This window comes from Mycobacterium sp. NGS27 (assembly GCF_059813005.1).
On the sequence record NZ_JCALDT010000007.1, the window covers coordinates 60101 to 73441 of the forward strand.

The 13341-nt window shown below is 68.7% G+C and carries 12 protein-coding genes; 1 reads left to right on the forward strand and 11 read right to left on the reverse strand.

The window, feature by feature from the left end; genetic code table 11:
• Positions 1-14: 14 nt before the first annotated feature.
• The 3 genes from AC5Y30_RS19350 to AC5Y30_RS19360 are packed head-to-tail and all read right to left on the reverse strand — an operon-like array spanning position 15 to position 2862.
• Positions 15-545 (reverse strand): DUF6912 family protein, encoded by a 531-nt coding sequence (locus AC5Y30_RS19350; protein WP_499920303.1) that lies wholly within the window; start codon positions 543-545, stop codon positions 15-17.
• Between the two features lie 2 nt (positions 546-547).
• Positions 548-1399: a polyphosphate kinase 2 gene (gene ppk2 / locus AC5Y30_RS19355; protein ID WP_499920305.1), complete on the reverse strand. Its 852-nt coding sequence runs from the start codon at positions 1397-1399 to the stop codon at positions 548-550.
• 41 nt (positions 1400-1440) lie between these two features.
• Positions 1441-2862: a WS/DGAT/MGAT family O-acyltransferase gene (locus AC5Y30_RS19360; protein WP_499920306.1), complete on the reverse strand. Its 1422-nt coding sequence runs from the start codon at positions 2860-2862 to the stop codon at positions 1441-1443.
• 210 nt (positions 2863-3072) lie between these two features.
• Here AC5Y30_RS19360 and AC5Y30_RS19365 point away from each other — a divergent pair, with 210 nt between their 5' ends.
• Positions 3073-3636, forward strand: a complete 564-nt coding sequence (locus AC5Y30_RS19365; protein WP_499920308.1) for an Rv3235 family protein — start codon at positions 3073-3075, stop codon at positions 3634-3636.
• 6 nt (positions 3637-3642) lie between these two features.
• On the opposite strand, the gene AC5Y30_RS19370 is transcribed toward AC5Y30_RS19365, so the two are convergent.
• From AC5Y30_RS19370 to AC5Y30_RS19405, 8 genes are all read right to left on the reverse strand, one after another.
• Positions 3643-4749, reverse strand: coding sequence for a cation:proton antiporter (locus tag AC5Y30_RS19370; RefSeq protein WP_499920734.1), 1107 nt, complete (start codon positions 4747-4749; stop codon positions 3643-3645).
• Positions 4750-4804: 55 nt separating this feature from the next.
• Positions 4805-5287, reverse strand: coding sequence for a cation:proton antiporter regulatory subunit (locus AC5Y30_RS19375; RefSeq protein WP_499920310.1), 483 nt, complete (start codon positions 5285-5287; stop codon positions 4805-4807).
• Positions 5288-5348: 61 nt separating this feature from the next.
• Positions 5349-6113 carry a methanethiol S-methyltransferase gene (gene mddA, locus AC5Y30_RS19380; RefSeq protein ID WP_499920311.1) on the reverse strand — a complete coding sequence of 255 codons (765 nt, stop codon included), beginning with the start codon at positions 6111-6113 and terminating at the stop codon, positions 5349-5351.
• 48 nt (positions 6114-6161) lie between these two features.
• Entirely contained in the window at positions 6162-7715 is a 1554-nt protein-coding gene (locus AC5Y30_RS19385) for an HD domain-containing phosphohydrolase (RefSeq protein ID WP_499920313.1), read from the reverse strand.
• Between the two features lie 33 nt (positions 7716-7748).
• Positions 7749-8495 (reverse strand): hypothetical protein, encoded by a 747-nt coding sequence (locus tag AC5Y30_RS19390; RefSeq protein ID WP_499920315.1) that lies wholly within the window; start codon positions 8493-8495, stop codon positions 7749-7751.
• A 211-nt stretch (positions 8496-8706) separates the two neighbouring features.
• Entirely contained in the window at positions 8707-11535 is a 2829-nt protein-coding gene (gene secA / locus AC5Y30_RS19395; protein ID WP_499920736.1) for a preprotein translocase subunit SecA, read from the reverse strand.
• Positions 11536-11686: 151 nt separating this feature from the next.
• Positions 11687-12355 (reverse strand): ribosome hibernation-promoting factor, HPF/YfiA family, encoded by a 669-nt coding sequence (hpf, locus tag AC5Y30_RS19400; protein ID WP_499920738.1) that lies wholly within the window; start codon positions 12353-12355, stop codon positions 11687-11689.
• Positions 12356-12688: 333 nt separating this feature from the next.
• Positions 12689-13321, reverse strand: a complete 633-nt coding sequence (locus tag AC5Y30_RS19405) for a ComF family protein (RefSeq protein ID WP_499920317.1) — start codon at positions 13319-13321, stop codon at positions 12689-12691.
• Positions 13322-13341 lie beyond the last annotated feature (20 nt).

Sequence of the window (13341 nt, forward strand, 5' to 3'; positions counted from 1 at the left end):
ACCTCACTTAGGCGTCACATCAGCTCCAACAGAAATGGCAGCTCCTGGTTGGCGTACCAGGCCAGATCGTGGTCTTGCGCGTCGCCGACGATCAGGTCGGCGTCCTCATCGCCCAGGTCGGCGGCGTCGACGGCCTCGATGGCCTTCGCCACCGCCGGTTCGGCCCCGGCGTTGTCGACGTAGGCGGCGATCACGTCGCCGATCGGCACCGGCCCGGACAGCCGGACCACCGCGTCGTCGAGGTCGGGACGGTACGTGACGTCCTCGACCTCGGCGGCCAGCACCGCGCGGCGCGGCCGCAGGGATTCCGATGACGCGCCGGTCCCCTCCGCCGCTTCCGCTTCGCGGGCGGCCAGCAGCCGCAACGACGCCAGCGCCGCCTCGCGCAGCGCCACGTCGGCGAGCTCGTCGTCGTCGCCCTCGGCGTAGGCCTCGCGCAACCGCGGCGTCAGTGCGAACGCGGTTCCGTTGACCGGGCGCAGCGAGCCGTCGGCGACGAGCTGCGCCAACATGGGCAGCGTGGCGGGGATGTAGACGACCGTCATGGTCAGATCAGCGTGGCCGCGTAGTCGTCGACGTACGTCGACAGTTCGCGCGGCGGGCGCTGGTAGTCACCGCTGACGACGGGACGCTCGGGCAGCTCGACCTTGGGCGTCTCGACATCGCGGTAAGGGACGGTGGACAACAAATGGGCCATCATGTTCAGTCGCGCGTGTTTTTTGATGTCGGATTCCACGACATACCAAGGGCTTTCCGGGGTGTCGGTGTGCACCATCATCACATCCTTGGCTCGTGAGTAGTCCTCCCACCGGTATACCGATTCGAGGTCGATCGGGGACAGCTTCCATCGCCGCACCGGGTCGTTGAGCCGCGCCTTGAACCGGCGCAGCTGTTCGGCCTCGGAGACCGAGAACCAGTACTTGCGCAGCAGTATCCCGTCGTCGATCAGCATCTGCTCGAAGATCGGCGTCTGCCGCATGAACAGCGCATGCTCTTGCGGCGTGCAGAATCCCATCACCTTCTCGATGCCCGCCCGGTTGTACCAGGACCGGTCGAACAGCACGATCTCGCCCCTGGTGGGCAAGTGCGCGATGTAGCGCTGGTAATACCACTGCCCCCGTTCACGATCCGAGGGCGCCGGCAGCGCGGCGACGCGTGCGATTCGAGGGCTGAGGTATTCGGTGATCCGTTTGATGGCACCGCCCTTGCCCGCGGCGTCGCGGCCCTCGAACAACACCACCAGCCGCGCCCCGGATTGCCGCACCCACTCCTGCAGCTTCACCAATTCCGTTTGCAGCCGGAACAATTCGGCCTCGTAGACGTCGTCGGAGATTTTGGGCACGGCCTGTCGAGCCGACTTCTTCTTGTTCGGCGCGCCATCACTTTTCGCGGTGCTCACAGCAACGAATGATAGCCGCACGCAGGGGTTTTCACCGCCGACTAGGAGCGGGACGCCTCGAGTAGTTCTTCGAGCGCTTGGTTCAGCAGCCCGGGCAGCAGGTCGACATCGCTCATGGCTTCACGGTCGGCGTTGATTCCGTAGTACAGCTCGCCGTTGTACGACGTCACCCCGATGGCCAGCGCCTGGTTGTGCAGCAACGGCGGCACCGCATAGGTCTCCAGCAACTTTGTGCCGGCGATGTACATCTGCGACTGCGCACCCGGCGCGTTGGTGATCAACAGGTTGAACGTGCGCTTGGAGAAGCTCGGGAAACTGGTCGCCACCCGAATGCCCATGGCGTGCAGGGTCGGCGGGGCGAAACCCGACAGGGTGACGATGGTCCTGGCGTCCACCAGCTGCGCGGCCGTCGGGTTCGCCTCGGTCGCGTGCGCGATCTGCGACAGCCGCACCACGGCGTTGGGCTCTCCCACCGGCAGGTCGACGAGGAACGGCATCACCTGGCTGATCGCCTGACCGGGACCGCTGGCGTCGAGGTCGCCGTCGTCGTAGACCGGCAGCGGCGCCATCGCGCGCACCGTCGCGGTCGACGACACCGCCACCCCCCGGGACATCAGCCAGTTCCCCAGCGCGCCGGCGATGACCGCGAGGACGACGTCGTTGACGTCGCAGTCATAGCGCGCGCGCACGGTGCGGTAATCCTCGAGCCTGCCCCGCGCGACCGTGAAGCGCCGGTGCCGCGACACGGTCGCGTTGAGCGGGCTGCTGGGCGCGGTCCCCCGGGCCACGGTGCGCACCAGGTCGACGACCCGACGCCCGGCGTCGAGCAGCTCTGTGTGGTTGGTCACCAGCCCGCCGATCATCGACCCGACGGCCTGCAGCTGCGCGCCCGGACCCGTGACCCATTCACTGATCGCGCCCAGCACCAGCCGGGTGTTGCCGGGGTCGCGCTCCGGTATCCAGATGTCCTCGGGAAAAGGGGGCGGGCGTTTCGTCCGATCGCCGATGACGTGATTGATCTCCAGCGCCGACATGCCGTTGACCAGCGCTTGATGCGACTTGGTGTAGAGGGCCAACCGGTTCTGGGACAGGCCTTCGACCAGGTACATCTCCCAGAGCGGGCGCGACTTGTCCAGCGGCCGCGCGGCCAGCCGCGCGATCAGCTCGTGCAGCTGCTCGTCACTGCCCGGAGAGGGCAACGCCGAGCGCCGCACGTGATAGGTGATGTCGAAGTCGTTGTCGTCCAGCCACACCGGCCGGGCCGTGCCGACCCGCACCTCCCGCACCTTCTGCCGGTAGCGCGGAATCTGTGGCAGCCGCTGCTCGACCGTGGCCAGCAGCGTGTCGTAGCTCAAGCCGGCACGGGGGCGACGCAGGATCGCCAGCGATCCGACGTACATGGGGGTCGCGGTGTTCTCCAGCCGAAAGAACGACGCGTCCGGCGGGGACAAGCGAGTCACCATGCGGCGCTGTCCTCCTGGTCAGTTCGGCGCCCGTCCCGGGGCCCTGGGCCCCTGGGGCCCGATGTCCCGCCCACGGTAATCGTGCGGCCGTGCGCCAAGTCAGCGTGGGTACGCGTGCGGCGGAGTTGTGCCATGATGACCACTGACTAACCGCTGTCTGCCCCTCTCCAGCAGGCTTGAAGGTCCGGCCGAAGAGTTGGAGAGTGCGCGTTGAACACCAGTCCGGTTGCGAATCCGTCTGACGCTTTCACCGTCATACCAGTCGTCGACTACGAGCCGCCGACGCAGGACGCGCCGCACACCGCCACGCCGTGCCGGCAACCGTCACGTCCCGCGTTGCGGCGCCGCAGCAGCCACGCACCGCCGCGGCCCTATACCGGGCAGCCCAGCAGGGCGCCGGCATCGGATCCTGGCGCGGTCATGTCCCCGCGGATGCGTCAAGCGGCCGTCTTCGCCGACGCCGCGCTGCGCCGGGTGCTGGAGGTCATCGACCGCCGCCGCCCCGCCGCCCAGTTGAATCCCCTGCTGGCGCCCAGCCTGGTGGATTCGGTAGCCGCGCTGGGCCGTTCGGCCGCGAGCCGGAGTCGTGACGCGGCGGTGTTGCGCCGGATGCGGCTGCAGCCCGCCGGCCACCCGGAGCCGGATTCGGCGGCCGAGGTGTTCGGTTCCTACCGCCGCGGGAACCGGATGCACGCAATCGCCTGCCGGGTCGAGCAGGTCACCGCTGCCGCGGGCGGAAGCCGGTGGATGGTGGTGGCCCTGCACATCGGGTGAGAGCGGTCAGCTGACCGGTGCGGCGCCGGCCGCCCGCGGGCCGCCGGTGTAACGGGTGAGGACGGGTCCCACGATCGCCATGACGAAAACGTAGGACGTCGCCAGCGCGGCGACGGCAGGCAGCGACTTGCCCGCCAATCCGATGATGATCAACGAGAACTCACCGCGGGCGATCAGCGCGGTGCCCGCCCGCAGCTGCCCGCGCCGCGCCACCCCGTCGTGCCGGGCGGCGAACATCCCGGTGGCCACCTTGGTCGCCGCGGTAACGGCGGCCAGGATCAGCGCCGCCGGCAGCATCGGCACCAATTCGTGCGGGTCCACCGAAAAGCCGATCGCCAGGAAGAAGATGGCGGCGAACAGGTCCCGCAGGGGGCTCAGCACCTGGCGCGTCCGCACGGCAGTCTCGCCGGTCAGGGTCAGCCCGACCAGGAACGCCCCGACCGCGGCCGAAGCATGCAGCGACTCCGCCATGGCGGCCACGATCAGGGTGATGCCCAGCACCCGCAGCATGAGCTGTTCGGAGTCGGGGTGTTCCACCAGCCGCTCCACGTGGTGGCCCCAGCGATAGGACGCGGCGAACGCCGCCATCAGGGCGCCGACCGCCAGGACCATGCCGGCTACGGCGTGCAGCCATCCGCCGCCCGAGGCCAGGACCGCGAACAGCGGCAGATAGGCGGCCATCGCGAAATCTTCCAGCACCAGTACCGACAACACCGCCGGGGTCTCCCGGTTGCCGAGCCGATGCAGGTCTTCCAGCAGCCGCGCGATGACCCCCGACGAGGAGATGTAGGTGACGCCGGCCAGGCACAGAATGGCCACGCCATCCAGCCCCAGCAACCAGCCGGCGATCGCGCCGGGCGCGGCGTTGAGCACGATGTCGACGCCCGCGGACGGCAGGTGGTGGCGCATGCTGCTGGAGAATTCGGCTACCGAGAACTCGCAGCCCAAAGTGAGCAGCAGCAGCACGACGCCGATGGGTGCGCTGGTGGTGATGAACTGCCCGCCGGCGGCCATCGGCAGGATGCCGCCCTTGCCCAGCGCCAGGCCCGCCAGCAGGTATACCGGAATGGGCGACAACGCGAATCGCCTTGCGGCAGCGCCCAATACGGCCATAGTGGCCAGGAGGGCGCCGAGTTGCAATAGCAGCGTCCCCGAAATCTGCACCGGCTCAGCCCTTGTCGATGATCTTCTCGACGCCCGCGATGCCGTTTTCGGTGCCGATGACGATCAGAACGTCCTGGGCATGCAGCATCTCGGCGGGCCCGGGCGAGGCGAGCACTTCCTCGTTGCGCACGATCGCCACGATGGACGCGCCGGTGCGGGTGCGGGCCCGGGTGTCGCCCAGCGGGTGATCGACGAAGGGGCTGCCGGCCAGGATGTGCACCTGACCCGTCTCGAGTCCGGGGATCTCGCGGGCCAGCTCGGTGAACCGCTCGGCGATCCGCGGCGCCCCCAGGATCTGGGCCACGGCCTCGGCCTCCTGATCGCTGAGGTGAAGCAGCGGCCGGGCCTCGTCCGGATCTTCGCGCGCATACACGACGACGTCGAAATCGCCGCTGCGCCGCGCGATGATGCCGATGCGGTCGCCGTTGCGATCGGTGAATTCGTAACGCAGACCGACCCCGGGGAGCAACACCTCCTTGACATCCATACGTCAATCCTGACAGGTCGCCCGGCGCCACCGTCGCCCGGCGCGGCCGGCCGCCCGAAAGCTAATGCAGCTCCGCCGGTTGGGTCGGCCCACCGCGGGGTCGGCGCCCCAGCGGCAGCAGCATCGGCACCTGACGGCGGTAGTCGCGGTACTCATCGCCCAGCGCGGCCACCAGGTCGCGCTCTTCGAATTGCGTAGCGATCAGGATGTAGCCCGTCATCGCGATGGAGAACAGCAGATGTCCGGCCGTCATGGTGGGCACCGCCCAGAACGCGATGACGAAGCCGAGCATGAGCGGGTGCCGCACCAGGCGGTAAAAGAACCGAACGCGAAAGTCGAGGTTGGTGTAAGGCCTTGCGCGCCAAGCCAAATAAACCTGTCGAAGGCCGAACAAGTCGAAATGGTTGACCATGAACGTCGACGCCAGCGCGATCGCCCAGCCGAGCCCGAACAACGTCCACAGCGCCAGGCGCCCGGCCGGCGGCTCTACCTCCCAGATGACGGCCGGCATCGTTCGCCACTGCCAATAGAGCAGCACCAGCACGACATTGGACAGCATCACGTAGGTGCTGCGCTCGATCGACGGCGGCACCAGGCGCGTCCACCGCGCCTTGAACCCCGGCCGTGCCATCACGCTGTGCTGCAGGCCGAACACGCCGAGCAGCACCATATTGACCAACACCGCCTCGCCGATGGGCGACGCGACCCCGTGATCGACCGTCCGCGGCACCCAGAAGTTGCCCAGGAACGCGACAAGGTACAGAAATACGGCGAGAAAGAGCAGATAAGCGGCCGCGCCGTAGCCGACCGTCAGGTAACGCTTCATTAGCTGATTGTGCGCCTGATCGCCCGCGAAGAACATGGGGCGATTGCCTCATTGTTCGGCGAGCACCAGCCCGTGCTGCAGGGCATACATGCTGGCGCCGATGCGGTTCGAGACGCCGATTTTGGCGTACGTCCGCTCGACGTGGTTGCGGGCCGTTTTCTCGCTGATCACCAGCGCCGCCGCGATCTCCTTGTTCGACGCGCCACGGGCGACCAGGCACAGCACCTCGATCTCCCGCGGGGTCAGCCCGTCCGGCCGCAGGGCCGGCCGCTGCGCGGGTTGCCCCGCCGCGTGCAGCACCGCCTCGACGGCGACCGATTCGAGTTCGCCGGCCTGCGCCCGCCCGCGCAGCCGGCGCGCGGCCGCGGCGGGTGACAGCTGTTCGCGATACGGCCGGGGCTCACAGGCGGACTGGTAGCACACGGCGGCGGCCAGAATGCGGTCCGGCAGGCCCAGCGCGGACCCGGCCAGGCCGCGCGGATATCCCGACCCGTCAAGGCATTCGTGATGATTGCCGGCCACCTCGGCCAGCCGCGCAAGGCCCGGTACCTGGCTGAGGATGCGCACGGTCAGATACGGATGCAGCCGCACCCGCTCGAACTCCGACGCGCTCAACGGACCTTGCCGGGACCAGATGTGATTCGACACCCCGATGCGGCCCAGATCGTGGACATGACCGGCGCGCCGGGTCAGCGCGATCGCGTCGGGGCCAAGACCGGCGGCCAGCGCGGCCTCGCCGGCGAGCCGGGCCACCGCTCGCGAATGCCCAAGCGTGAAAGGACATTTCAAGTCGACGAAGTCACCCAGCGCCACAAGCAACGTGTCCAGCAATCGGTCGTCGAGCCGCTGCTGACGATCGGGCGCCTCGCGCAGCGCCGCCGCCCACGCTTCGCCGGCCGGCGGGCCGGCCAGGATCGCGTCGGCGTCGCCGACCAAGGCGTCGACCACCTGAGGATCGAATTGGCCGCCGCGTCGGGCGCTGACCATCGCAACGGCCCCCGCGACGCCGTACGTCCGGTGGTGGACCTCGACCATGTCGGCGAGCTGGGCGATGCGCATCTGGACCGGAATGGCGTCGCCCCGGGCGCCCGCGGGCAGCCCGCCGCCGTCGTAGCGCTCGAACGCGAATGCGAGCGCGGCCTGCACGTTGGGGCCCAAGCCAATCCGGTCGGCCAGCAGCGCCGCGGACGCGCAGTGCGAGTGGATCAACCGGGAAATGTGGCCCCGCGCGTTGGCGAACAACGTTGCCATCACGGTGATCCGGTGCGCCAACGGCTGGCCGCGACCCACATTGCTCGCCAGGAAGCGCAGATAGGGAATCCCTGACCAGTCGACCAGATACGAGTCGTGGCGCACGGCGATGTCGTCGCCGAACCACCGCGCGTACTCGTGGGAGTCCGCGTGGCAGCCGATCCACATGATCAGGGTCGTGTAGTAGACGCAGTCGCGCTGTTCGGCGTCCAGACCGAGCCGGTCGGCCAGCCGGGTCGCGATCAGCCCGGCCCGGAGCATGTGCTCGGCGGGCTGACCCAGGCCGAGGTCGATCGCCACCGACAGCGCCGCCAGCAACTCGGCACGGGTCGGTAATTCGGGCTCCGACATGAGGTTCATTGTGCCCAGCTAATCGGCGTGGGGTCACCCGATTGGGATAGTGCGCCGCACGGCCTGATGCCGGGTCGCGTCGAACGTCTCGAAATGCCCGGAGCCCACCGCGAACACGCCGCGTTGCGGCGGCCGAAAACCGCCCAGCCTGGCCTGCCGGTGAAGCGGTCCCACCGGTCCAAGGTCGACGTCGCGCAGCACCGCGCGCGACTGCGCCACCGCCCACACCCGTGCGGGCGCGATCATGAATCGCTGGCCGTTGGGCGCCGTCCCGGATAGTCGGACCCGCCCGGCGCGCAGGGTCGGGCCGGCCACCCGGCCGAGCACGGCGAGCGCCGCCGGGTTGGTCCAGGCGCGTGCCGGCAACCGTCCGCCGACCGCGCTCATCAGTCGCGTCGCCGCGGTGGCGCAGATATCGATCTGCCAGGCAAGCAGATTCGGGATCTCGACGAACAGCGACCACGGGGTGACCCACCCGACGTCGATGTCGCATTGGACCGCGTCGTGCGGGGTCGCGGCGCTGAAAAACCGGGCGCAGCTCTGCGGTCCGGGCGTCGTCGCGTAGAACGTCCAGACACCCTCGGGGTCGCGATGCCACACCGATCGATAACCCGGCGAAAACGATGTCGCCGGAAATTGCCGCAGCGCCAGGTAATGCCCGCTGGCGAACGGGAGCCCCATGACCCCGAAACCGACGAAGCGTTCGTCACTTCCGGCGGGTAGGACGGGATGTCGCAGGACGGCGTTGGCGGCGTCCAGCGGGGTGCGCAAACTGGTCATGCCCGAATAATCCGCGTGGGCGCCGCCGCGGCGCATGAGGCGGATGCCTCAAACTTCGCGGCGCGTCGGCGCCGAGTGTGAAGTTAGCCGCACGCTCGGCTTCGAGCGTGAAGATAACTTCACACTCGGCAAAAAAGGGCGCGCCGGCCAATGGCGGCGGGGACGCTGCGGGCGGGGACACTCGGCGAGAAGGCGGCGGGGACGCCCCGGCTTAGCGCCGCTTGGCCGACTTGGGGGACTTGGTACCGCGGCCCTGTTGCCTCGCCGCGGCGCGGCGCTCGCGCCGGCTGGCGCCGCCGGGCACCCCGGCCGGGGCCTTGCCGTCGCCGCCGTTGCGCTGCACCGCGGCCGAGCCGTCCTCGGACGGACCGGAGTAGGTCATGGCCGGCGCTTCGTTGTCAATCCCCTTGGCGCGCAACTGGGTTGGCGCCTCCTCGCGCACGGCCGTTGCCGCACCCCCCTGCTGCCCGGCGGCCGCGGTGGCGAACTCCTCCAGCCCTTCGGGCGCTTCGACCGGCGCGACCTGCGGGCTGGGCACCGCCTCGACGGTGACATTGAACAGGAAGCCGACCGACTCCTCTTTCATGCCGTCGAGCATCGCCATGAACATGTCGTAGCCCTCGCGCTGGTACTCCACCAACGGATCGCGCTGCGCCATCGCGCGCAGCCCGATGCCCTCCTTGAGGTAGTCCATCTCGTAGAGGTGCTCGCGCCACTTACGGTCGATGACGTTGAGCAGCACGTTGCGCTCCAGTTGGCGCATCGCGCCCTCGCCGGCGATCCCTTCGAGCTCGGCTTCCCTTGTGGCGTAGGCGTTTTCGGCGTCTTTCAGCAGCGCGTCGAGCAACTCCTCGCGGGTGAGGTCGTCGCGGTCGGAGTCGGCGTCGTGTTGGATCAGCGGCGCGTGGTCGATGCCCACCGGGTACAGCGTCTTCAGCGCCGTCCACAGCGCCTCGAGGTCCCAGTCCTCGGCGTAGCCGTCGGCGGTCGCGCCGTTGACATAGGCGGTGACCACATCGCGGACCATGTCCAGCGCCTGCTCCTTGAGGTTCTCGCCCTCCAGGATGCGGCGGCGCTCGGCGTAGATCACCTTGCGCTGCTGGTTCATCACCTCGTCGTACTTCAGGACGTTCTTGCGGACCTCGAAGTTCTGCTGCTCCACCTGGGTCTGGGCGCTCTTGATCGCGCGGGTGACCATCTTGGCCTCGATGGGCACGTCGTCGGGCAAATTCAGCCGGTTGAGCATCGCCTCGAGCGCGGCGCCGTTGAACCGGCGCATGAGTTCGTCGCCCAGCGACAGGTAGAACCGCGACTCGCCCGGGTCGCCCTGCCGGCCGGAGCGGCCGCGCAGCTGGTTGTCGATGCGGCGCGACTCGTGGCGCTCGGTGCCGAGCACGTACAGGCCACCGGCCTCGATCACCTCGGCGGCCTCGGCGCTGACCTCGTCCTTGACCTTGGGCAGTTCCTCGTGCCAGGCCGCGTCGTATTCGTCGGGCGTCTCGACCGGGTCGAGGCCGCGCTCACGCAGCCGCTGGTCGGTGAGGAAGTCGGCGTTGCCGCCCAGCACGATGTCGGTGCCGCGGCCGGCCATGTTGGTGGCCACCGTGATGCCGCCGCGACGGCCGGCGACGGCGACGATGGTCGCCTCCTGCTCGTGGAACTTCGCGTTGAGCACGTTGTGCGGCACGCGGCGCTTCTGGAACTGGCGCGACAGGTACTCCGAGCGCTCCACGCTGGTGGTACCGATCAGCACCGGCTGGCCCTTTTCGTAGCGCTCGACGACGTCGTCGACCACCGCGATGTACTTGGCTTCCTCGGTCTTGTAGATCAGGTCGGACTGGTCGGCGCGGATCATCGGCTTGTTGGTCGGGATCGGCACCACGCCGAGCTTGTAGATTTCGTGCAGCTCGGCCGCCTCGGTCTGGGCGGTGCCGGTCATGCCGGCGAGCTTGTCGTAGAGCCGGAAGTAGTTCTGCAGCGTGATCGTGGCCAGCGTCTGGTTCTCGGCCTTGATCTCGACGTGCTCCTTGGCCTCGATGGCCTGGTGCATGCCCTCGTTGTAGCGGCGGCCGTAGAGCACGCGGCCGGTGAACTCGTCGACGATCAGGACCTCGCCGTCGCGCACGATGTAGTCCTTGTCGCGGTTGAACAGCTCCTTGGCCTTCAACGCGTTGTTGAGGTAGCTGACCAGCGGCGAGTTGGCGGCCTCATAGAGGTTGTCGATGCCGAGCTGGTCCTCGACGAACTCCACGCCCAGCTCGTGCACGCCGACGGTGCGCTTGCGCAGGTCCACCTCGTAGTGGGTGTCCTTCTCCATCAGCGGCGCCAACCGGGCGAACTCGGTGTACCAGTTCGAGGCGCCGTCGGCGGGGCCGGAGATGATCAGCGGGGTGCGGGCCTCGTCGATCAGGATGGAGTCGACCTCGTCGACGATCGCGAAGTTGTGCCCGCGCTGCACCAGGTCGTCGAGCGAATGCGCCATGTTGTCGCGCAGGTAGTCGAACCCGAACTCGTTGTTGGTGCCGTAGGTGATGTCGGCGTTGTAGGCGACCCGGCGCTCGTCGGGAGTCATCTGCGCGAGGATCACGCCGACGTCCAGGCCGAGGAAGCGGTGCACGCGGCCCATCCACTCGCTGTCACGTTTGGCCAGGTAGTCGTTGACGGTGACGACGTGCACGCCCTTGCCGCCGATGCCGTTGAGGTAGGCCGGCAGCACCGAGGTCAGCGTCTTGCCCTCACCGGTCTTCATCTCGGCGACGTTGCCGAAGTGCAGCGCCGCCGCGCCCATCACCTGCACGTCGAAGGGCCGCTGGTCGAGCACCCGCCAGGCCGCCTCGCGGGCCACCGCGAAGGCCTCCGGCAGCAGGTCGTCGAGGCTTTCGCCGTCGGCGTGCCGCTTCTTGAACTCGTCGGTCTTGGCCCGCAACTCGGCGTCGGTGAGCTTCTCGATCTCGTCGGACAGGGTGTTGACGTAGTCAGACACCCGCTTGAGACGCTTGAGCATGCGACCTTCGCCAAGGCGCAGCAACTTCGACAGCACGGCGTTGTCCCCTTTTGGGATGTGCCCCTGTTGGTAGGAGTCTTGCAATGAGCGACTCCCATGGTAGGCGACGACCGGGTCGGGGCCGCCGTAGCGGCGATCGCAAGCGCGGCAACGCCGGGCGCCGCGGGTCGTCGCCCGAGGACACCGCTCAGGAGAGCCTGATCAGCCCGTAGTCGTAGCCGTGCCGTCGGTAGACCACGCAGGGTCGTTCGGTCTGCTTGTCGTGGAACAGGAAGAAGTCGTGCCCGACGAGCTCCATCTCGTAGAGGGCGTCGTCGACCGTCATTGGCGTGGCCGGGTGCTCCTTGGTCCGCACGATCCGCCCAGGCTCGTGGTCGGCCTCGACGCCGTCGTGCTCGGCCGGCGGGGGCTGCGCCGCGCTGTGCTGCGGCGCGGGTGGCGGCACCGCGGTGGCGGCGGCCAATGACACCGGGGTCTTATCGCCGTAGTGCACCTTGCGGCGGTCCTTGACGCGGCGCAGCCGGTTCTCCAGCTTGTCGACCGCGGACTCGAACGCGGCGTAGAAACTATTGGCGCAAGCCTCCGCCCGCGTCACCGGGCCGCGGCCACGGGCGGTGATCTCCACGCGCTGACAGGACTTGCGCTGACGCCGGTTGGGCGCGTGCTTGAGCTCGACATCGAAGAGATAGATGGAGCGATCGAACCGCTCGAGGCGGGCGAGTTTTTGCGAGACGTACAGACGGTAATGATCGGGGATCTCTACGTTGCGGCCCTTGAACACAACGTCGGCGGTGGTTGTCGGTGGGGCTTGCCCATCGGTGACGGGCGGTTGGTCCAGAATCTGACCGGAATCCACGGATAGCCTTGACATACGTGACAACTCGTTTCTCTTCTTCACGTCACACGCGCCCTGCGTGCCTGGCTGCCTAACGCGCCGACGAGGTGGGAGCGGTTCGAGACTGGCTACCGCCGCAGGCTGCCCGCCGGAGCAAGGTGTCGATTACTCACCCCCTCCGCAGATGGGTCTCACCTGGAAAATCGCGACCAATGAGTCAGACCGATGAGTCGTTCTTCGTTGTTTTCGACGTTAGCTCGTGTTCGCCTGCCGATGCCACTAATTTGGTCGAGCTGTTGCATGTTCTTCACAAGCTCTTGGCTGGTTCATGGGTTGTGCGCGGCCGCGGGAGATTCAGACCATAGCGATCGCAAGGACCGCGGCGACCCGAACCCCGGCGGCCTGCAGGACCCGCACCGATTCGCGCGCCGTCGCGCCGGTGGTGACGATGTCGTCGACGAGCATGACTTCGGTGCGCGGCGGTGCGCCGCGCAGCACCACCCGGCCGGCGATGTTGCGCTCGCGCGCGGTGGTGCCCAGGCCCACCGAGTCGCGGGTCAGCGCCCTGAGCCGCAGGGCCGGCGCGACGGCGATGTCGGGGTGCCGCGCGACCGCGGCGCGCGCCAGCCGGGTGACGGGGTCACCGCCGCGCCGGCGCGCGGCCGAACGCCGGGTCGGTGCCGGCACGACGGTCAGCGGGGTCGTGACGATCCCCCACGACAGCAGCCGGTGCACCCCGACGGCCACCGCGCGCGCCAGCGGTTGAACAAGATCGGCGCGGCCCTGCTCCTTGAGCGCCAGGATCGCGTGCCGGCGCGCGTTGGCGTAGCGGCCCAGCGCGAACACCGGGACCTCGGGGTCGATGCGCGGGTTCACCACGTGCGGCTGATCGGCGGTCACCGACAACTCGACGGCGCACGCGTCGCACCAGCGGGTCGACGGCGCCCCGCAGCCGCCGCATTCGGCCGGCAGGAACAGGTCGAGCATGGCGTCAGTGTGCCGCCCGG

Excerpts from the sequence above, each read along its gene's own strand:
- AC5Y30_RS19350 (WP_499920303.1), bottom strand. The coding sequence starts at position 545 with ATGACGGTCGTCTACATCCCCGCCACGCTGCCCATGTTGGCGCAGCTC.
- AC5Y30_RS19360 (WP_499920306.1), bottom strand. The coding sequence starts at position 2,862 with ATGGTGACTCGCTTGTCCCCGCCGGACGCGTCGTTCTTTCGGCTGGAG.
- AC5Y30_RS19370 (WP_499920734.1), bottom strand. The coding sequence starts at position 4,749 with ATGGCCGTATTGGGCGCTGCCGCAAGGCGATTCGCGTTGTCGCCCATT.
- AC5Y30_RS19375 (WP_499920310.1), bottom strand. The coding sequence starts at position 5,287 with ATGGATGTCAAGGAGGTGTTGCTCCCCGGGGTCGGTCTGCGTTACGAA.
- mddA (WP_499920311.1), bottom strand. The coding sequence starts at position 6,113 with ATGAAGCGTTACCTGACGGTCGGCTACGGCGCGGCCGCTTATCTGCTC.
- AC5Y30_RS19385 (WP_499920313.1), bottom strand. The coding sequence starts at position 7,715 with ATGTCGGAGCCCGAATTACCGACCCGTGCCGAGTTGCTGGCGGCGCTG.
- AC5Y30_RS19390 (WP_499920315.1), bottom strand. The coding sequence starts at position 8,495 with ATGACCAGTTTGCGCACCCCGCTGGACGCCGCCAACGCCGTCCTGCGA.
- AC5Y30_RS19405 (WP_499920317.1), bottom strand. The coding sequence starts at position 13,321 with ATGCTCGACCTGTTCCTGCCGGCCGAATGCGGCGGCTGCGGGGCGCCG.